The following is a 19,709-nucleotide window of genomic DNA, read 5'->3' as shown; positions in this document are numbered from 1 at the left end:
GCGCATTAGTTCAGCATCAGGCGCATGGCGCAGCGTGATTCATACGCCATGCCGTGCGCCACTTCCTGCATCAGTTTCTGCCGAAGCGCGGTACTCAGCGAGTCTTCCGGCAGTATCTCAAACCCCATTCGGGCATACCACGGCGCGTTCCAGGGCACATCCCGGAAGGTCGTCAGCGTCAGCGACGTGAAACCTTGTGCCTTGGCCTGTGCGGCGACATAGCTTATAAGCTGGCGGCCTAACCCCAATCCCTGACAGGCCTGATGCACGGATATTTCGACAATAAAGAGCGTTGAACTCTGCGCTTGTGCTAGCAGAAAACCACAGGGTTGATCGTTGTGCTCTACCACCCAGCTCATCTTTTGCTGCGCGTAATGCTGATGGCAATCCACAGAAATGACGGGACCTTGTGCAATCCATTGTAGTCCGGGCGCCTGCTGAAAGCGCTGCCCGGCGGCGCGTTCAATTACAGGTAGTGCGGGAATATCCGCAGAGGTTGTCGGGCGAACGGTATTTATCATGGAAGGAAGTATAGCCCGCCGTTAACCTGCACAAACGAGAATCGGCGAATAAAAATTACTGATAATCATCGCATTATCCGGTGTTTTGCGGATGCTCAACAGCCGTTTCTGGCCCGGGGTAATACCCAGCGCGTATTTTTCAAAGACTCCCGCTGGCACGTTGTCGTGACCAAGCTTTTCAAGCTGCTTGATGTGCAGTTCGTAAAACGTTTCATGTACGTAGTGCCAGTCAAAGCTCTCCTGGCGCGAAACTTTAGCATGTTGCCCATCGTTAAATACTTCGCCGTTCATGTTGATATAGCCGGTGCCATCCGGCGCGAAGTGCATGACCACCATTCCTTCAAATGAAAAATGGTTGTCCTGATGGCTGTCTTTATAGGTCAGGCTGCCCTGACAGGTCATAGAGAGGCGCGTGGTGCTACCTACCCACAGTGAAGCCGCAAGGATAATCAGCAGGTTAAGTAAGATAAAGCCGATGAGTCGTTTGTGCTTTTTCACTTTTGCCACTCGTAGTAATAGAGCGTCTGGCAGGCGCTGGCTTTGCCGAGAAACTGGGAGCATTGGGAGAGCACCAGGCGACCTTCATCGCCATACAGTAAAGGAGCCTGAATATGGGCATAAAAAATGGAGTGATTCAGACATGAAAAGGCCCCGTCTTTTTGAATCTGCGCGATAAGCTTTTTAGCCTGCTCCCTGAAGACATCCGCCAGCGGCGCGAGGGTATAGACTGGGCAGTTGCCGATATGCTCTAACAAATAGAGATCGGCCTGCTGTTGCCGGTTTTTCCAGACGATCGCGGTGCTGCAAAGCGCCAGTACGATGAGGGTGACTATCGCGTATACGGCGGTGCATTTTCTCGGACGGGAGGCTTTTTCACTCGTTAACACCGGTGGCGGCGGAAGGGGAGTGAGCGGCGTGAGAGTAACATCCGCGCTGAGCATAAATCCGACTTTTGGCACGGTGACAATAAACAGGCTGTCGGGCACCAGCGTGGCGAAAATCTTACGCAAAATACTGATGTACTGATTGAGCGAGTTGCTGGAACCACGCAGCCCGCGCTCGTCCCAGACTTGTTCAAGGAACGTTTCGCGTTCGACCACCATGCCGTGGTGGGCAATCAGCAGATTGAGGATAGTTTGCGCCGTACAGGTTAACACCTGGCTTTCCGGGTCGGGATCGTTTTGTAATGTCAGTGAACCATCCTCGTTGTCATAAACGAGGACGTTCGCGAGCAGATATTTCATGGTTTTCAGGCGATCCGGATCGGGTAAAAAAACGACGTTAACGTAGGTATAGACATTTTAGCTTGATTTGTTATCGGTAACATTGATCCGGCTCGCCCCATTTTTGATTAATAAGTAAGCGTAATCACGACGTCGTCACTGAACAGGCCAGTGCCACTCAGCGTTTGTGGAGGCACGGTGCCGTAGACGGTGAAGTTCTGCACGTTTCCGTCCTCGTGCGTGACCTCCAGCGTGTTGCTGCCCGTCTGCTCTCCCCACGGTATGGTTGTGCCAGCATCCTGCCACAGCGCGTACTGTAGGCACTGATGACTATCGTTACAGAGCTGCCGCTGGCTCCCTGAAGCGTGTTCACCTGCGCTTATCCCCAATGAGTAATGCGTGCCGACCGGGCAGCGGGAGCGAATGGTGGCCGTTGAGGAGATGCGTGACATCAGTGAGGTGCTGTTGACTGTACCGAAATCGAGCGGCGTCACGCTCTGGATAAAACAGCTGTCAGACAGCGTAGCACTGGCGCTGGACGAGTTGTCGATGGCTTCCCCTTCATTCTCGCCATCCTGACAGCCGGGCAGCGAAGCTGTGCTCGTTGCGCTGTTCCAGGTCAGTCTCAAGCCCATCGTATAGTTAAAATAGCTGCGTACCGGCAGGTTGCTCTGCCCGGCCGGTATGGATGCCTGAAGTGGGAACGTCCCGCTGACGACCTGGTTTCCCTCCGCCGTCAGCGAGGTTTGTAGCGCGCGTCCCGATGCCTGTGAGGTCAGTTCCTGGCTGGTATCAAGCGCGCTGTAGAGGCGAAACAGCATCGTGTATTGCTTACCTTCTTCATCGCCGTTTGAGGTCATTTTAAACGGCGAGGTATCCAGGCTGCTCAGGCAGACCTTAAAGTAACGCGTTTCGCCATAATCGGCATAACAGCTGAATTTAACGTTCGCGTGCGTCGTGCTGCCGCTGCCGGTGACCAGCGTGCCAAATGCGGAGGTTTCCCCCTGGGTTATCCAGCAATTTGAGGCGTGAGCGGGGCGGCACAGAAAACCCGCGCAAAGGAGAAGGACTAAGGCGAGGGGGATTTTTAATGACACAGCAAGGTTCCCAGATTGATTGTTGTTCTGCCCTCTGCCGCGGGGAGGGCGACTTCACAGCGCCCTGACGGGGTTTGGATTTGCAGTGCGCCGGGCATCGGTGGGCTTTCCAGCCAGATAAAGCCGTCGCGCCCGACGATGGATTGGTTATCGCCAAAGGTTACGAGGCTGCCGACGGGCAGTGGCCTGTGCTGTTGATCCACAACCTGGGCACTGACCAGAGATGAGCGATGAACCTGAAAATCGACTTTTACGGCTTCACTCTGCCCGGGCGTTGCCCGCATTTCCGTCAGCGGCGTGACGACTTCAGGCGGCAAATCCAGCGGGTCGAGCGAAATTTTACTCTTTTGATAACGGGGCAAATCCGTCAGCAGTAAGAAGCCGTTGTCATCCGTTTTGCCTGCTGGACGGTTTTCGACCGCAATGGGGACACCGCTGATGCCATCGGTGGTGATGAGCGCAATTCCCTGGCGGTTGTAGCGTAAGGCGTAGGGGTGTGAGTCCAGCAATATGAAGGAACCTTCTCCGCTGAGGTAGCGATTATTGCTTTGATTATCACGGTCCATACCCATATGCCACTCGCCGTATTGGCTCAGATAGCCAAGGTCAGCGTGCTGCTGTCGGGTACTGGCGTTATTCTGGCTGACCTGCCATGACCAGCCACCTGACTGATAATCCGGCTGATGGCGATAGTCCGCGCGCGTTGATTGATTGCTCATCTGCAGTGAAACCGTGTCTTTACGGCCAAGCGGAACCGACAGCATCAGTTGAATCGTTTTGTCGCCAGAGCTCAGCGCATGCGTAAAAGCGAACGTAGTGGAGACGCGGTTGTTAAAGGATTTTGACCAACTGGCATTCAGGTAACGTGCGCTATCCTGTCGCACCCATCCTGCTCCTAGCGTTCCCCAACCTGACAGCGTCTGGCTGAGCCAAATGTTGTCAGTGCGCCTCACCGGGAGGCTACCGGAAAGACGCGCAATATCCGTCCATTGCTCGCTGCTGCGGCTGGTGCTGGCGGCAAGCCCTAGCCCTTGTCCGTTCCACTGGTAGCCGAACCCCCACTTTACGCCTTCTCCCTGCGGGCTTTGGCTGCCCGCAAGATGACTGCTGACAATGCCCGCGAGTGGAGAGAGCAGCCAGTCTCCCGACGCGCCCAGATTATGTACGTCGTGGTGTTGTTCGGTGTGGGCGCTGAGGGTCAGACTGTTGTTGAAGCCGTAGCGCCAGCCCGCATCCAGCATGGGTGAGGCGGCATAGTCGTTTGAACGCTCGGCATAGCGTTGACGCAGCCAACCGATATCCAGCGAACTGCTGCTGATACCCTGTGCCAGCATATTTGGCGCACCATATAAATCGAGCGTAACTTCCCGGCGCTGACCGTTTATATCGGTGATCACCACCTGAGCCTGACTGCTACCTGAGAAGGTAGGGAGCGTATTGAGTATGTAATTCCCAGGCGTCACCTGTTGATGGCTTTGTTGCAGCCCATCAATATACAAATCGACCGTAGACGGTAGCGCGACGCTATCGCTGAACGCCGTGCGTGGCGCGGTATTCAGCTGCGGATCGAGTTGAAAATTTCGTGCCAGATGCAGCCCGCCAAATCGCACCTGACGACTCCAGCTCACCCCTGTCGTCACGCTATCGCCAATGGCTATGCTGGCGAGCCAGGTAGGGAAATCATACTGCCAGGTTGTCATGAGCCGGGTATGCGTGGCCGCTTCTGCATTGTCTCCGCGTTGAAAACGGCTGTTTGTGCTGTTGCTGAGCTGACCCGGAAGCCAACCGGAGGTCTGGAGCTGGCTTTGTAAGCTGGTTTGCTTGAGCGTGGCGGTTTCACTGGAATAGAGCGAGTAATCCAACGTGAGATTGCCCATCTCCTCGGCCTGAGGGAGCGCATCGCGGGCATGATTTGGCTGTGCGTCCAGATGCTGGACATGGGTGAGTTCGCTTTCGGGAAGCGTCAGGGCTAGCTGTTGTTGTAGGCTATCGTAGTTGACCTGAATGTGCTTTGCCGTCGAAAGATTAATCCACGACGCGTTCGCTTTCGGCGCTGATATTCCCAGCCTGACGGCATCCTCAGCGCTCATCCACAACGCGCCGTTGTCTACGCGTATGGGCCATAGCCCGTCGTAAAGATAGCGGTTAACGGTAATGGAGAGATACTGCGTGGATTCAGCGGGCGGCTCAGCGTGGAGCGGCATTGCGATTAACCACAGCAGCAGGATGCACGCTGAGCTGACTGGCTTGAGTATGTTCATTCAGATAAGCGCGCAGAGAGGAGAGCGAATCGCGGTGGCTGCGTTTGAACGGCAGCGCAAACTGTTTTCCTGGAAGCACATACCCTGCCAGACCTGAGAGCGTATCGACGACCTGCCCGTTATCGGCAATGGCCTGGACGTTGCTCATACGGATATGGCTATTGCCCGTGTTCTGACACCACACGTCCTGGTTTTCCTGTTGGCAGGAGAGTTGCGCCGTTTCGTCTACTTTGGTGGGTTCCTGTGGAGCGATAAAGAGCGGTATGGAGTAACGCAAAAGGAAATGGACGCCGTTTTGACTGAGGGCGTTGAGGTGGTCGCGGGGAAGCTCATCAACCAGCAGGCGAAAGCTCTGCTCTTGAGGATGGGCAACGGGATTGAGAACCACAATGCGTACCAACTGGCGCTGCCCAGGCGCTAACGACGTCACCGCTGGGCTACTGACGATTTCATTGGTCAGCGTCAGGACATCTTTTCCTGAGGACTGCGTCCAGTCGTAGACACGAATTTGCGCATGAATAGCCTGGTCCCCGGTATTGGTGAGATACAGCGCGCCGGCGCGTTGGGAGGCAGTAAGATTCAGCATCACCGGCGCTACCTGTAGGGTGGCGCAGTGCGCGTAGTGGGTGAACAAGGAAAGAATGGCTAGCCAGAATAGGGCAAAAAGAGAGAAACGGCGCATGTTTAATACACCAGATTCAGGGTGACATCATCGCTGTACAACCCGGCTTTGGCGTTGGTCAGTGCGCCCGCCTCAATAACGCCGACAATGGTTTCGGATTGTGTTTGCCCAGTGCCGGTGCCTTCAATTCCTCCGCTGGCGTTCACCGGCGTTTTTTTACCTTCGTCAGCATACAGTTTATAGGCGATGTTTTGTGCCCCAACGCTGCTGTCTTCAGGTTTCAGCCAGAAGGTACCGTCGCTTTCGCTATCGCTGCTTGCCGCTGAAAGGGTAAACGGCGTGCCGTTGGTGCACAGCACGCTAAGCTGGGTGGAGGTATTGATTTCACTGGATTCGTCAGAACCGTGACTGGCGAAATTCAGATCGTTGGTCTGCAGCGTACAGGACTTCAATACTTCCAGCGAAACATGCATGGTTGCGGTAGCAGGGCTGTCTGCCAGAGCGGCGTGCGGAATAATGCAAAACAAGCTGAAAATGACGATAGGCATCTTTTTCATAGATAAGCTCCAATAGATAAATTGATGCAGTCATGGAATAAGCATATTTCTGAGTGGTATTCGCGCAGATACTAAAATCAGCCCCTACAGAAGGATACTTTTATCCGTCAAATCTCAGCCTATTCCGAATAATGTAATTAAAATGTTCATTGCGCGTTTCCGGTTTATTTCCGTCGAGAAACGCCGTGGTAATCTTTACTTCTCATTGCTTATGATTTCTTTAAGTCATTACTGATGCAGTGAACTGTTATTCATTATGCGAATTTTTCGATGTAATTCAGCCAGCGAATTACAGTGAAATTTCGTCATTGCATTGCGGCGATGGGTATAAATTGTCTTCGGTGATTTATGCAGCATATTGGCAATGTCTGAGGGTGAATATCCCATGATTATCAACAAGCAAACGTGGATTTCAGCGTGCGTTAGCGGTGCTTCTCTGCGTAGCGTTCGGCGAAACTCCGGTTTTTTAAGCTGCTGGCTCATCATTTTTAGCGAGAGCTTGTCGCTGAAGACACAGGCCCGTTCCGGCGGTAGACATTGTTGAACTTCCTCTACCCGATTGTGCTCGGTCACGATCAGCCATTTTGATTCGCTATTATCGTTGAGGATCTTCTCGCGTAATTTAAATACGCTGTCATCGTTCTCCAGATTAAACCATTGGGGCGTTGGAGCTGGGTTAATCATAAAAGGCAGGGCATGCTTTAAACCAAGCCAGAGGAAATAGTTGTTGCTCAAGATAACCAGTTGATACGGTGGGTACATCATGACGATTTATTCCATAAAAATCCCTGGCCATAATTAGCGTGTGAATCTCGAGCTAATTGATAGTCGGCAAGGGTTTCAATTCCCTCGACAAGGACTTCATCGGCTATGTTTTTGCATAACCGGGCAAGTTTGAGAAACGGCTCTTTGCATTCGCGGCTTGTCCAGAACGCATGTTTATCGATTTTGGCCCCAGAGAAGCGATAATCCTGTTCGACCAGGCAGGGCAGAATGTCGTCATGAACATCATCAGCCCAGACCGCGATACCCATCTCCCGCAGTGCGGCAATACGCATGCGGAGCTGCTGGCTTTCAGCCGGTGAAAGCTGGGGCAGTTGCTCCAGGTCAGTCAGCTCAATTGCAATCTTCTCGAGCGTGCCGCGCTGTTCGCTGAGGCGCTGTAAAAAATCGGGTGTAAGTAGAACATCGGCGTTGGCGTTCAGGTAGTACTTGCCAGAAGCAGGAGTGCTGAGCACGTACTTCAGTTGGGCAAAGAAAAGCGTGATCCTGGCTTCCAGTGCCATTGTGCTGAAAAAATGCTCAAGGTTAATTTGCGACGGTGCGGTGGAAAGGACTTCCCAGGCGACGATATTTTCATCATCTAAGAAGCGAATGGATTCGAATTTATACCCTGTGAGCATGATTACGCAGCAATGTTTACCAATAATTTGTGTGTTGGTAAATGCTAGATAATCTTATTTTGTTGGTATATTTATAAATATAAATTGAATTTATATGGTTATTTTAACTGGTTTATAAATGATATAAAGCTTTATATGCTTTCATAAGGGGCGGTGTGCCCCCTATGAAAGTGCACTGATTTTACCCTTCGGCGTTAATCACCTTAATCTCGACCATGCCAATCCCCAACTGACGTGGCGAATGGCCGAGGATATTCCCCTCATTGGTTGACTGCGGGTCAGGCGGCACAATCACCAGCGTGTTGGCGTCAGCAGGGTTATCAAAGTGCAGGGTGGTGGTGGTGACGTCGTGGCCCAGCGTCAGCGTTTGCTCGCTGTTACCGACGCGGACCGGGATAGGCTTATCGGCATTTGGCCCGAAAGCTTTGGCGGTAATAACCAGGTCGAAACGCTTCGGCAGCGGGTGCTGGTATTCAATCTTCACTTCCTGGCCAAGCTGGGCGTTAGACCAGCGCCCCCATGATTCAGGGCGAGAAATCCCGCTGAAGGTTTTCACCTCTTCCGGTGCGCCCGCGACGTTGAAGATAAAGCTGTCCGCTTTATAGCGAATATCGTTATCGACGGTTTTGAGCGAGTCGACGTTACCTTTGTAGCGCACCATGTCGATCACCGTGTCTTTAAACTCGGTTTTGCCTTTCCACTGCGCTTTATCAACGTGCTGCACTTTCTGCTCGCCGCCAAGCTGACCCTGAGATACGCACCAGTCGGTAGAGAGCGACAGGTTTTGCGACCACAGTTGGCCCATTTTGTAGCAACGGTCGACCCAGACGAAGTTATCGCGCGGGGCGAAATCTGCCAACTGATAGCGCAGCGGTGCGGAATACTCACTTTCCGGCAACGGCTCAACGCGGTTATCCGAAACGCGTAGCAGCAGCGGCAGACGGAAATGGCTGCCGGAGAAAGCAATCATGTTTTTCTGGGAATCGATAGAGAAATTTTTGATCTCTTTCGGGAAGTTCCACAGGCGAATAACGTCCGGCTTCCAGGCCAGTACCTTTTCTTTCATATTGAGGAATACTTCCGAGAGCGACTGCCCAGAAAGGCTGCTGCGGCCAAGGCCGATAAAGTTATCGCCGCCGAGCAGATCCAGCACCGTCGCGCCGTTATCCATGGTATTGCGCTTCATTGCCAGCACGTCCTGCTCGTCCGGCTGGTCGCCGCGAATTACAAAGAACAGGTTGCTACGGTCCTGCTTGTTGAGGTAATCCCAGGCGGTATTTTTCATCGCCAGATGGTCAGAAGAGACGACGATAATGGTGTTCTTAAAATACGGCGACGCTTTGATCTTATTGATGAATTCCGCGATGTTTTCCTGGCTACAGGTCACTGCGCTGAACGACTGGTTAGTTTTGCCGCCAATCTCATATTTTTTACGGTTGCAGGTGTGCGAGATAAAGCCGTCCGGGTGGTGGGTATCCACGGTCAGGGTAAACAGCGAGAAGCGCTTGCCTTCACGGGAGAGCGATTCGAATTTCTTCCATGCTTCATCCAGCACGGTGTCATCGTAATAGCCCCAGTCGTTCTTATAGTTCGGGTCGTCGACGGTCGTTTTCAGCTCTTCTGCGCCATACAGATAGTCAAAGCCGTGCGACTTCAGGAACACATCTTTCCCGGCAAAGCGCAGGTTGGCACCTTGCACGAAGTAGTTTTCGTAGCCGGAGTTTTTCAGGATATCGCCAAGGCAGATATTCTGCGGAAAGAAGCTCGACAGCGAGGCGGAGGCGTTGCCTTCGAACGGTGCAAACAGCGGAATGCCACACTGTGAAGCGACCATACCGGCGATGGTGTAGTCGGTTCCGGGCAGCTGCATGGTGTGGCTAAAATCGAGGCTCGCATTTTTTAGCGCACCCAGCTCAGGCGTCAGGTTGGGGAAGGCTTCATCGTCGAAGTAGGTTCGCTCCAGGCTTTCGCCGTAGATATAAACCAGATTCAGCTTCGGCTTAGGAATCGTTTTCGATGGCTCTTTGTAGTAGGCCGAGAAGTCAGGGTCACCGTCGCGGGACTGGGATTTCACCAGTTCGCTAATCTGACGAAACGCCGGGCTGGCATCCACCGAGCCGACGGCCAGAACCAGCGCTATCAGGCTGTAGCCAAAATGGTGAGGATGATGTCGACGGCGGCGAAGCACCCAACCGAGCGCGCTGAAGACGGCGACAAGCCCAACCACAAGGCCAACACCCGGCAGGATATATTTCCCAACGCCAGCGCCCGTCAGGCTGTTTGTTAATGTGTAGAGAACGGCGTCATTAATCCCGTCACCTGTGAAGTAGTCACTGGCGTACAGGGTGATATTCAGGACCACAAACAGGCCCAGTACCGTTAAGGTAGCGGCAAACCACCATTTATTTCGTCCCGCTTTCCACGCATAGATTGCAATGGAAGCAAGAAAAAGTACGAGGGATAACAACTCTGACACTACACGTCCTCAACTGCGCCAGATGTGCTGGCTGAACAGAAATTAACTTCACAATGTAATTGTGCCGTCATCTGTCTGCAATTCTATCGTAGCGAAAGTGTGCTGTTATTCGGAATTGGTTTAGAAATGAGCGTTTTTTGTGCGGGTAATTTTGCGGCGAGCGGGCGCTCGCCGCAGAGATAATATTAAGAAATGAAGCTAACGCCTTGTTTCAGTACAAAATCACAGGCTTTTGCTTTCACTTTTTTGCCCAGTTCGGTGTTGCCCAGGCTATCAAGGTCCAGTTTCTGGCCATCTTTCGCGTTGAGCAGACCCTGAATACCGTCCATATAGCCGGTATCCTGTTTCTGTTCTGCCTGCGTGTTGAGGCCCAGTTTATCCAGTACCTGGTTTTTCACGTTGTCCACGTTGGTCACGGAAGCCAGTTTTTCTTTCGCGCAGTAGCCCATGATCCCGGCGGCATTGTTCATGCTGCTGGAGCTCAGAGACTGGCTACCGCCGTTAAGCAGGCTGGTGAGCGAAGAGAGAGACGTGCCGCCAGTCTGCGACGTGCTGCTACCGCCGGTAAGCTGGGTAGCCGCGCTGCTCAGATCATTTAACGATACGGCGCCCGCAGCGGTAGAAACAAACGCGCTGGCAATAATAACTCGGCAAAGCATCGATTTTACTGATTTCATGGGTGTACTCGTGTGTGCTATTAAAAGTTGGCGTGATGAGTATACGCCTATCATTCGCCGGATTTATCTTAATACTCTTTGCCAGTGACGCGGCTGCGATAACTGTCCCAGTTGAAAATGACCCACAGGCTGTTACCAAGACGCATGCGGTCCATCACACGCTCGCCCAGCATCTTATTCATTTCATCAAGGTTGCTGTTCGTCAGCATGCCGGTCGGGCGTTTAGACGAAGAGCGTCGATCGACAATCTGATTGATGATCACTTTTTCATACCGCGATTCGGTTTGCATGCCGATCTCATCGATCACCAACAGATCGACATTGCTGAGATCGCTTAGCAGCTGCTCTTCGCTGGTTTCCCGATTGCCGAAGGTTTCTTTCATCGCCGACATAATGTCGGCAACGGTGATGATCAGTACCGATTTTCCGCGCAGCAGCAGCTCATTACAGATGGCTGCGGCAAGATGGTTTTTTCCGGTTCCCGGTTTGCCAGAGAAGATAAAGCTCGCGATATTACCGTCGAACTCCTCCACGTACTGTCGCGCTTTTGCCAGCGCGTTCATCTGGCCTTCATTTTCAACACGGTAGTTATCAAATGAACAGTTCTGATGCAGCGGACGAATACCAGAGCGGTTAAAAGTGCGCTGCATTTTCATGGCGCGGTTCTCACGCGCCAGCGCTGCGGCGCGGATTTCGCCCTGCTCTTTTTGCCAGGCCAATAGTTCTTCGCCGGTTTTAAATGCCGGTTCGATATGCGCCGGCATCATTTTCTGCAGGCGCTTCATTAATTCACCAACGTCTTTCATGCTCAACCTCTGAAACCCGGTGGAATATGACTGTCAGGCTCGCTGACGGTGTTGATATCACGGCGCGTCTGACCGTTATTATTGGCTCGGCCCATCTGTACGCTGCGCGCCAGCTTTTGCTGCCATTGTACATGATGGAACACTTTCCCTTCAGCCTGCCAGTAGGCGACGAAAGCGGCCAGCTCTTCCGGCGTAACGGGTTCGCTTAAAGCGATACCCCACAGCGCGGAAAGGCGCAGGAACTCGGCATCGGGCTGCCAGCCTGCGTACATCGCAAATTTCCCCATTGGAACCGCAATCGGGGTTGGCGTCGGCTCTTCAAAAAATTGTGCGTCCAGCGTCACGTCGCTACCCGGTCGGGATAGCTTTTCTTCCAGCGCCAGGAGTTGCGCCAGACGTTCCTGCGTAATGGCATAGAACGCAGGCTGATTATTGGCAAACACGGCGAGCGCGCCGCCCTGTGTTTGCGCAAGAATCGCTGCAGGATCGGCGACGAAAGCGTCAATTCCGATCACGTTAGGCGTTAAAATACGAGAAGACATAACACAATCTCAATACTGAAAAAACAACGGGAAGGGGGCGGGATAACCGCCGTAATACTGCACATAGTAGCACAAGGTACGCGATGGGCGGCACTTCCCGTACCGCCGTTTTCCTTACACCCGCGGACGCTTGCGGTAGAGCCACAGCCCTGGAATGGATAGCCCGATGGAGAGCGCGCCGACGATGGATGATGCCTTAAGGAAGTTGCTCAGCAGCATGATCATCAGATCTTCGGAATAGCCAAAGTGGCTGATTTTTACAGCAGAAATCATCGCGGTATAGGCCGATATCCCCGGGAACATGGGGATGACGGCAGCGACGGTAAAGATTTTCGGATGCGCCAGATACCAGCGTGACCACTGAATGCCGATGCTGCCTACCAGCATCGCCGCCAGGAAGGTGGCCCATTCGATATTAAACCCGGCGGTCATCATGGCAAATCTCGAGGTATGGCCGATAGCCCCAAGTAGCGCACACCAGCGCAGAGCGCGCTGCGGGACGTTAAAGACCATCGCAAACCCGACGGCAGGAATGGCTGACAGCAACGCATCCTGCGCCAGCAAGTAAATAAAATGAATCACACCCATCCGCGAAGCCCCCATAAGGTCATGGCCATCACCACGCCAACGCAGGTGGCGAGCGTGAGTAAGCTCGCAATCGCCCAGCGGGCCAGACCGGTGTTGATGTGGCCTTTGAACATGTCGGCGACGGCGTTAATCAACGGAAAACCCGGCACCAGCAGCAGCACGCTCGCCGCCATGGCAACCGTTGAGGTCTGGTGGAATGCGGGGAGTTGCAGCATAAGCCCCGATACCGTGGTGGCCACAAAGGCGGTCAGGCCAAAGTTAATCTGGGGATGCATCGAACGGTGCGTGAGTAGCTGGCGAATATACATGGCGATGGTGCTGGCGCAGAAGGTGATGAACGCGCCGTCCCAGCCGCCGTTGTTGAGCTTGCAGAAGCAGGCGCAGGAGAGGCCAACCATCAGTACAACCAGCCAGCGCGGGTAGCGCAGCGGCTTAATCTGCGCAAAGCGCTTGCCGACATCTTTATGGTCCAGCAATTTGTGCTCGGCCATGATAACGATGTGCTGCACTTCGGTTACCACGTGCATGTTGATGCCGCGGTCGCTATTTTTGCGCGTAGAGGTCAGACATAGCCCGTCTTTAATCGTCGTCAGCACGATGGCGTTCGACGAGATTGCGCTTTCGACGCTGTCCATACCAAGTGCGCGTCCCAGGCGCGTTGATAGCTCTTCGACCAGGGCGCTTTCCGCCCCATGCTGCAATAAAAAAAGACCGCATTGAATGCATAGCCGCGTAACGATGCGTTGTTCTGACTGATCTACTTCCATAATGGCCCTGGTATCGAGTACGCCTGTGTCATGACCTACTTTTACCCGAAGAGTGCGGGAGGGCTATCCGGTCAGGATCAAGTAATGTGCAAAAATTCAGCGGCACACCGCTTTTGTCTGAGAGTTGATATTGCCCACACTTTCGTAAAACTGTTCAAAAGTGCAATTTTTGAACGGATTATGGCCTTCTTTTTCCGCACTGACTTATCAAAAATGCATTCTGAAACTTTATTGATACACAAAATAAACAAATAATTAACCAGAATGTGAGGTCTCCCATGAACACGCAAGTTGCCATTATCGGTGCTGGGCCTTCAGGGCTGCTGTTAGGTCAACTGTTACATAACGCCGGTATAAAAACCGTTATCCTGGAACGTCAGACGCCTGAATACGTATTGGGTCGCATTCGTGCCGGGATTCTGGAGAACGGTACTGTTGAGCTACTGCGTGAAGCGGGCGTTTCCCGCCGTATGGATACCGAAGGGTTGGTCCATCATGGCGTCGAGTTCCTGTTTGCGGGACAGCGTATTCCGGTACCGCTGAGTGAGCTGACCGGCGGCAAGAGCGTGATGGTTTATGGGCAGACGGAGGTCACGCGCGATTTGATGGAAGCGCGACAGGCCAGCGGAGCGCAGACGATTTATGGCGTTGAGCAGGTGGAATTACATGACCTTAAAAGTGATAAGCCATTTGTCACCTTTGTGAAAAACGGTGAGCTTTGCCGTCTGGATTGTGATTTTGTGGCGGGTTGCGATGGTTTCCACGGTGTTTCTCGTCAAAGCATTCCGCGAGACATCCTGCGTGAATACGAAAGCATCTGGCCGTTTGGCTGGTTGGGGTTGTTATCCGATACCCCACCGGTTAATTCTGAGCTGATTTATGCGCACCACGAACGCGGGTTTGTATTGTGTAGTCAGCGCTCACTAACTAGAAGCCGTTATTATCTGCAGGTGCCGCTAACCGAGAGCGTTGACCAATGGTCTGATGAACGTTTCTGGGAGGAGTTAAAGCGGCGCCTGCCGGAGGATCTGGGGAAAAAGTTAGTGACTGGTCACTCACTTGAGAAAAGCATTGCCCCGCTGCGCAGCTATGTTGTGGAGCCTATGCAGTATGGGCGAATGTTCCTCGTGGGCGACGCGGCGCATATCGTACCGCCAACCGGGGCAAAAGGGCTGAATCTTGCCGTTTCAGATGTCAATTACCTGTGGCGAATTTTGCGCCAGTACTATCAACATGGGCGTACCGATCTGCTCAGCTGCTACTCTCAACTGGCGTTGAACCGGGTATGGAAAGGCGAGCGTTTTAGCTGGTTTATGACGCATTTGCTGCACGATTTTCAGGATAAGAGTGCGTTTGATAGAAAAATGCAGGAAGCCGATCGTCAGTACTACCTGGGTTCGCGAGCCGGCCTGACGACCATTGCCGAAAATTATGTCGGTCTACCTTATGAGCGGGTGGAGTAAAGAATGAAACGAACGGGTGTCGATGCAAAGCTGCCGGATGCAGTGCCGGTTTTTAAGCTTTATGGTGAGCATATTGGCTGGCCGACACCTGATTTGTTGCATTGTGAGTCAATTCTTAAACGTAGCAGTCTTTATGAATGGCATATCCGCGTGCATCAGCATGCTGAGCTGGTGCAACTGCTTTATCTACATAAAGGACAGGCTGAAATTGAGATAGAGGGTGTTCGCCGAGTGGTTAATGAGTCTTCTATCCAGGTTATCCCCGCACTTTGTGTGCACGGTTTTCGTTTTTCGCCGGGAACACAAGGCTACGTACTTTCTCTGGCACTGCCGCTGTTAAACCGCCTGGAGGCACAGTTTGGTCGACAACTGGACATTCTGAGCCGACCTGACTGCGTTCCCGTTAAGCGCTCCAGCCATCATATTCGCTCCGTGTTCTCCACGCTTTTAGATGAATACATTCAGGACCATGATGCACGTGAGATGATGCTCTACTCGCTTTTAAGCGCTCTGCTGGTCTGGCTTAATCGGCAGGGAACGCTGGGCGTAATGGCAGAGGATAAAAGCGAGCGAAAGCGACAGGTGTTACGTCAGTTCAGTCGATTGATTGAGAGCCACTATCGGGAGCACTTATCGTTAGCTGAATATGCGCAAAAGCTGCGTATTTCCACGACGCATTTGAACTGCTTATGTCGCGAGTTTCATGGAGCCAGCGCATTGAGTGTTTTACACCAACGCCTACTGCTTGAAGCAAAACGAAGCCTGCAGTACACCAGCATGACAATCACTCAAGTATCTGATTATTTAGGCTTTACTGATGTTACTTATTTTTCTCGTTTCTTCCGCAAACGAGGTGGGATGACGCCTAAAGAATTTAAGACGAGAATGGTACAACCGAAATAGGCATATACTCGTGATTATTTAATTTTTCTTATAGGCACGTTAATATTTTCTAAGTTACTTGTTTAGAATTGCAGGATTATACTCATATAGCTAATCATGTTAGTTAGCAAAACATCTCACATCAGTAATATCATGCAGCGGTATGATTCATCGGATCGTTACCATCAGCAGTATGCCGCTATTTACAGGAAATCGAAATGGATTCGTTCATTTCCTATGAATACATCTTTTGTTTTAAATTAAAATATATTCAGGAAATGAATCTTCGAAAGGATACGGAGGTTATATGTTGCCAGAGTACTGCAAGTTTGCGGTGATTATCAGCAAAATACCGGTTATGCAATCCGGGCTGAAAAGCATCATGCAAATGAATTTTCCTGATTACGAACTCAATTTTTGCCTCTCACTAGAGCAGTTAACGCTGCTTCAGCTTCGTCGTACCGATGTTGTTATTGTTGATTTCTCCGGAGACATCGGCAATCCGCGTAGTCTCTATGAGCAATATTATACGCTGCTCTCACAATACCGTGATATTCATTGGATATTTATGATCAGCCGGCAACACTACGCGTTGGCCGTTGAGTTCTTAATGCGACCGGAAAGTACGCTGCTTTCTGATTCAGAGTCCGTTGAGCGCGTGATTAAAGCTATTCAGCAGGGCAGTGTGTATGCCGGTGGCGTGAGTGAGTCCCTGCTGATCCTAAGCCAGGACGATGCCGATATCGAAGACGATAGCAACCGATTAGCCATGCTAACGCTTTCTGAGCGAAAGGTTCTGCGTCTACTCGCAAAGGGATGGGGTATTAATCAGATCGCCACTTTGCTGAAAAAGAGTAATAAGACAGTGAGTGCGCAAAAGAATAGTGCGATGCGCCGCCTTTCTTTACGGAGTAACGCAGAAATGTATGCCTGGCTCAACAGCAATCAGGGTATGAAGGAACTCAACCTCTATTCAGCGTATGGGGAACAAATCGAATGGAAAAGCGCGCCGGGAAGCAGTGCATTGCTATCATAGAACCGTGCATTATGACAGCAGTCGGATTACGTCATCTATTAATGTCTTCTCATAGACAGCATATTATTTTCCATTTTTTTCGCACTATTACCGAATTTAAGCAGGCGGCAGAGCAAAACAGGTTTGATGCCGTGATGTGCTGTCTTTCTGGAACCCGTGAGCTTCGTATTGAAGGTTTGCAGGCCATGGGGGATATTGCTCAGAATTATCCGGCAATGAAGCGCTTGATTCTGGCTGATGATAATGAGGAGGCCTCGCTTATTCAGCTCCTGTCGCCAACCTATATGCACGGTATTTTGAGCAAGTCTGATACGTTGAGTGAACTGCAACAACGCATATTGGCAGTACTGATGGAAAAAGAAGAGTCCTCTGACGACATCGAGCTGCACTTTTCCATACGCAGAAATCATGTTCTTAGCCCAACCGAGAATTTGATTCTGCGTTACATGACCTATGGATACTCGTTGATGGACATTTCTCAGCAGCTGGGTCGGAATATCAAAACTATCCGCGCGCATAAATTTAATGCGATGAGTAAGCTGGGGGTGAATTCTGATATTGAGCTACTGAGCGCCGCCGATCTGTTGGTCTCTCTTCACGATATCAACACTGCCGTTACGCCATCGGCTTGCTAAAGACACACATCAACCCATGTTGCTGCGGTAAGGCTGGCCATTCTTTCCGGTGAGATACGTACCGCGCTATGAATGGCACCTGCGGCAGGGAGGACCTCGTCGTATTGTTGCAGGGAAACATCGCAGTAAACATCCAGCGGGTTTTCGAGACCAAATGGGCACACGCCACCGACGGGGTGACCCGTCAGGATAACCACCTCATCACTGCTCAACATGCGTGCTTTTGCGCCAAAGGTCTCTTTGAGTTTCTTGTTGTCCAGGCGGGCATCACCTTTAGCAACGACCAGAATCACACGATCTTTCACCTTCAGAGAAAGCGTTTTGGCAATTTGTCCTGGCTCAACGCGATGAGCAGCAGCGGCAAGCGCAACGGTCGCTGTACTTTGCTCAAGCTCGATGATGTTGATGTCGGGCGCATGCTCGGCAAAGAAATCTCTGACAGACTGCAGGCTCATGGTGCTCTCCTCAAAATTCGGCGAGTCACTCTGTCATAAAGCTACCTTGGTTGTAAATAAACGGACGAAGTTGTGCAAAAATTGTTTGTTTTTTGGATCTCCTTCACAATCAATGCAACCGGTTACTGTAACCGGTTGCTGTTCTTCATCAGGCGATTGATACTGCAGAGGTAACTTCCTTTGTATCTATAATAAGAGCCGTGTATGAACTGTATCTATACGAACATCATCATTGCTGGTCGCAGACCCGTAACTCCTGATGCTTCACAGTATGCCCAGTTGTATTTCGGCAAAATCGTTGTTGCTGTGCTTACGTCTAAAGCCTGTCAGGAGGGCTGCTATGTCTGCTAATCACGCTGCATTTAATCTGATATTTCGCTTTGTAGAAAATTACGTTAGTCCGGTTGCGGGACGCATTTCCTCTCAGCGCCACGTTATGGCGATTCGTGATGGCTTTATTTCTGCGATGCCATTCATGATTGTAGGATCATTTTTGCTGGTTTTCGCCTATCCGCCGTTTTCTCCCGACACCACCTGGGGCTTTGCCCGGGCGTGGTTAGATCTTGCTAAAGAGTTTGAAGGCCGTATTTTGACGCCGTTCGACATGACGATGGGCATTATGTCTATCTATATCTGTGCGGCTATCTCCTATAACCTCGGCAAACACTACGAAAAGAGCAACCAGCTCGATCCGTTCATGTGTTCAATGCTGTCTATCATGGCATTCCTGTTGGTTGCGGCACCAAAAACTAGCGGCCATCTGCCGGTCGACAGCCTGGGCGGAACGGGGATCTTTACTGCGATCCTGGTTGCTGTCTACTGCGTGGAGATGATGCGTTTTCTGAAAGTTCGCAACATCGGGATCCGTCTGCCGGATCAGGTGCCGCCGATGATCAAAAACTCTTTCGATCTCTTGATTCCGGTACTGGTCGTGGTACTGACGCTGTATCCGCTGAGCCTGTTTATCCAGAGCCAGTTCGATATGCTGATTCCACAGGCCATCATGTCCGTATTCAAACCACTGGTTTCTGCTGCGGACTCCTTACCGGCCATTCTGCTGGCTGTACTGATTGGTCACCTGCTGTGGTTTGCAGGGATCCACGGGGCGGCAATTGTCTCTGGTATGCTGCAAATGTTCTGGCTGACCAACCTTGGTCTGAACCAGACTGCGCTGGCACAGGGAGCTCCGCTGCCGCACATCTTCATGGAAGCATTCTGGACCTTCTTTATCGTGGTCGGGGGCTCCGGTGCAACGATGGGGCTGGTGTTCTGCTATCTGCGTAGCCGTTCAGCACACCTGCGTTCAATTGGCCGTCTGAGCGTGGTGCCAAGCCTGTTTAACATTAACGAACCGGTTATTTTTGGTACCCCAATCGTGATGAACCCGGTGTTCTTTATTCCGTTCCTGCTGGCGCCGATGGTCAACGCCATTCTGGCCTGGGCGGCGATGAAGCTGGATCTGATTGGTCGTGTGATTTCCGTTGTACCGTGGACTGCTCCTGCACCGATTGGTGGTGCATGGGCATTAGGCTGGGACTTCCGTGCAGCGATTCTGGTTGTGCTGTTGGCCTGCGTTTCCGCGGTTATCTACTATCCGTTCTTCAAAGTGTATGAAAAACAGTTGTTAGAACAGGAGAATGAAGAAGCACAGCGTGCGGCTGAAGAGAGCGAGCAGGCTGCTTAAGACAGTAAATAAAT

General features: G+C 51.8%; 21 protein-coding genes. 5 read left to right on the top strand and 16 right to left on the bottom strand.

The window, feature by feature from the left end; translation table 11 throughout:
- Nucleotides 1–5: 5 nt before the first annotated feature.
- The 15 genes from MY052_RS20805 to MY052_RS20735 form a co-directional block, all read right to left on the bottom strand.
- Entirely contained in the window at nt 6–521 is a 516-nt protein-coding gene (locus MY052_RS20805) for a GNAT family N-acetyltransferase (RefSeq protein WP_248537769.1), read from the bottom strand.
- Nucleotides 522–542: 21 nt separating this feature from the next.
- Nucleotides 543–1,019 carry a hypothetical protein gene (locus MY052_RS20800; protein ID WP_202216570.1) on the bottom strand — a complete coding sequence of 159 codons (477 nt, stop codon included), beginning with the start codon at nt 1,017–1,019 and terminating at the stop codon, nt 543–545.
- Nucleotides 1,016–1,765, bottom strand: a complete 750-nt coding sequence (locus MY052_RS20795; RefSeq protein WP_248537768.1) for a winged helix-turn-helix domain-containing protein — start codon at nt 1,763–1,765, stop codon at nt 1,016–1,018. Before MY052_RS20795 ends, MY052_RS20800 begins: the two co-directional genes overlap by 4 nt.
- A 107-nt stretch (nt 1,766–1,872) precedes the next feature.
- The gene (locus MY052_RS20790; protein WP_248537767.1) at nt 1,873–2,841 is read right to left on the bottom strand and encodes a Csu type fimbrial protein; all 969 of its coding nucleotides are present in this window, start codon (nt 2,839–2,841) and stop codon (nt 1,873–1,875) included.
- A complete protein-coding gene (locus tag MY052_RS20785) occupies nt 2,832–5,045 on the bottom strand; it encodes a fimbria/pilus outer membrane usher protein (protein WP_248537766.1) in 2,214 nt (737 codons plus the stop codon). The genes MY052_RS20790 and MY052_RS20785 overlap by 10 nt, the downstream gene beginning before the upstream one ends.
- Complete coding sequence (locus tag MY052_RS20780) at nt 5,029–5,784, bottom strand: fimbrial biogenesis chaperone (RefSeq protein ID WP_202216566.1); 756 nt, start codon at nt 5,782–5,784, stop codon at nt 5,029–5,031. The genes MY052_RS20785 and MY052_RS20780 overlap by 17 nt, the downstream gene beginning before the upstream one ends.
- 2 nt (nt 5,785–5,786) lie before the next feature.
- Nucleotides 5,787–6,281: a Csu type fimbrial protein gene (locus tag MY052_RS20775; RefSeq protein ID WP_227675111.1), complete on the bottom strand. Its 495-nt coding sequence runs from the start codon at nt 6,279–6,281 to the stop codon at nt 5,787–5,789.
- A gap of 228 nt (nt 6,282–6,509) precedes the next feature.
- Nucleotides 6,510–7,046, bottom strand: a complete 537-nt coding sequence (locus MY052_RS20770; RefSeq protein ID WP_035893355.1) for a helix-turn-helix transcriptional regulator — start codon at nt 7,044–7,046, stop codon at nt 6,510–6,512.
- Nucleotides 7,043–7,684, bottom strand: coding sequence for an EAL domain-containing protein (locus MY052_RS20765; protein ID WP_248537765.1), 642 nt, complete (start codon nt 7,682–7,684; stop codon nt 7,043–7,045). Before MY052_RS20765 ends, MY052_RS20770 begins: the two co-directional genes overlap by 4 nt.
- A gap of 181 nt (nt 7,685–7,865) precedes the next feature.
- Nucleotides 7,866–10,160 carry a phosphatidylglycerol--membrane-oligosaccharide glycerophosphotransferase gene (gene opgB / locus MY052_RS20760; RefSeq protein WP_248537764.1) on the bottom strand — a complete coding sequence of 765 codons (2,295 nt, stop codon included), beginning with the start codon at nt 10,158–10,160 and terminating at the stop codon, nt 7,866–7,868.
- A gap of 185 nt (nt 10,161–10,345) precedes the next feature.
- Nucleotides 10,346–10,837 carry a YjjA family protein gene (locus tag MY052_RS20755; protein WP_035893349.1) on the bottom strand — a complete coding sequence of 164 codons (492 nt, stop codon included), beginning with the start codon at nt 10,835–10,837 and terminating at the stop codon, nt 10,346–10,348.
- Between the two features lie 68 nt (nt 10,838–10,905).
- The gene (dnaC, locus tag MY052_RS20750; protein ID WP_035893348.1) at nt 10,906–11,643 is read right to left on the bottom strand and encodes a replicative helicase loader DnaC; all 738 of its coding nucleotides are present in this window, start codon (nt 11,641–11,643) and stop codon (nt 10,906–10,908) included.
- Between the two features lie 2 nt (nt 11,644–11,645).
- Complete coding sequence (gene dnaT, locus MY052_RS20745) at nt 11,646–12,185, bottom strand: primosomal protein DnaT (protein ID WP_035893347.1); 540 nt, start codon at nt 12,183–12,185, stop codon at nt 11,646–11,648.
- Nucleotides 12,186–12,299: 114 nt separating this feature from the next.
- The gene (locus MY052_RS20740; protein WP_035893345.1) at nt 12,300–12,773 is read right to left on the bottom strand and encodes a threonine/serine exporter; all 474 of its coding nucleotides are present in this window, start codon (nt 12,771–12,773) and stop codon (nt 12,300–12,302) included.
- Nucleotides 12,764–13,540, bottom strand: coding sequence for a threonine/serine exporter family protein (locus MY052_RS20735; RefSeq protein ID WP_035893344.1), 777 nt, complete (start codon nt 13,538–13,540; stop codon nt 12,764–12,766). The genes MY052_RS20740 and MY052_RS20735 overlap by 10 nt, the downstream gene beginning before the upstream one ends.
- Before the next feature lie 278 nt (nt 13,541–13,818).
- Here MY052_RS20735 and pobA point away from each other — a divergent pair, with 278 nt between their 5' ends.
- The 4 genes from pobA to bglJ all read left to right on the top strand — a co-directional run bounded on the left by pobA (nt 13,819) and on the right by bglJ (nt 17,556).
- Entirely contained in the window at nt 13,819–15,003 is a 1,185-nt protein-coding gene (gene pobA, locus MY052_RS20730; protein ID WP_248537763.1) for a 4-hydroxybenzoate 3-monooxygenase, read from the top strand.
- A 3-nt stretch (nt 15,004–15,006) separates the two neighbouring features.
- On the top strand, nt 15,007–15,906 hold the full coding sequence (locus MY052_RS20725; protein ID WP_051910736.1) for a helix-turn-helix domain-containing protein: 900 nt from the start codon (nt 15,007–15,009) through the stop codon (nt 15,904–15,906).
- A 286-nt stretch (nt 15,907–16,192) separates the two neighbouring features.
- Nucleotides 16,193–16,921, top strand: coding sequence for a helix-turn-helix transcriptional regulator (locus tag MY052_RS20720; protein WP_202216562.1), 729 nt, complete (start codon nt 16,193–16,195; stop codon nt 16,919–16,921).
- A complete protein-coding gene (gene bglJ / locus MY052_RS20715) occupies nt 16,882–17,556 on the top strand; it encodes a DNA-binding transcriptional activator BglJ (protein WP_072011370.1) in 675 nt (224 codons plus the stop codon). The genes MY052_RS20720 and bglJ overlap by 40 nt, the downstream gene beginning before the upstream one ends.
- Here bglJ and MY052_RS20710 read toward each other — a convergent pair.
- Nucleotides 17,553–18,011, bottom strand: a complete 459-nt coding sequence (locus MY052_RS20710) for a YbaK/EbsC family protein (RefSeq protein ID WP_035893338.1) — start codon at nt 18,009–18,011, stop codon at nt 17,553–17,555. The two genes, bglJ and MY052_RS20710, sit on opposite strands and share 4 nt — an antisense overlap.
- 340 nt (nt 18,012–18,351) lie before the next feature.
- Here MY052_RS20710 and MY052_RS20705 point away from each other — a divergent pair, with 340 nt between their 5' ends.
- Entirely contained in the window at nt 18,352–19,695 is a 1,344-nt protein-coding gene (locus MY052_RS20705; protein WP_035893337.1) for a PTS sugar transporter subunit IIC, read from the top strand.
- The last annotated feature ends 14 nt before the right edge of the window (nt 19,696–19,709 follow it).

Source organism: Kluyvera ascorbata, from assembly GCF_023195735.1.
Taxonomy (GTDB): domain Bacteria; phylum Pseudomonadota; class Gammaproteobacteria; order Enterobacterales; family Enterobacteriaceae; genus Kluyvera; species Kluyvera ascorbata.
This window is presented reverse-complemented; position numbering and strand designations above follow the sequence as displayed.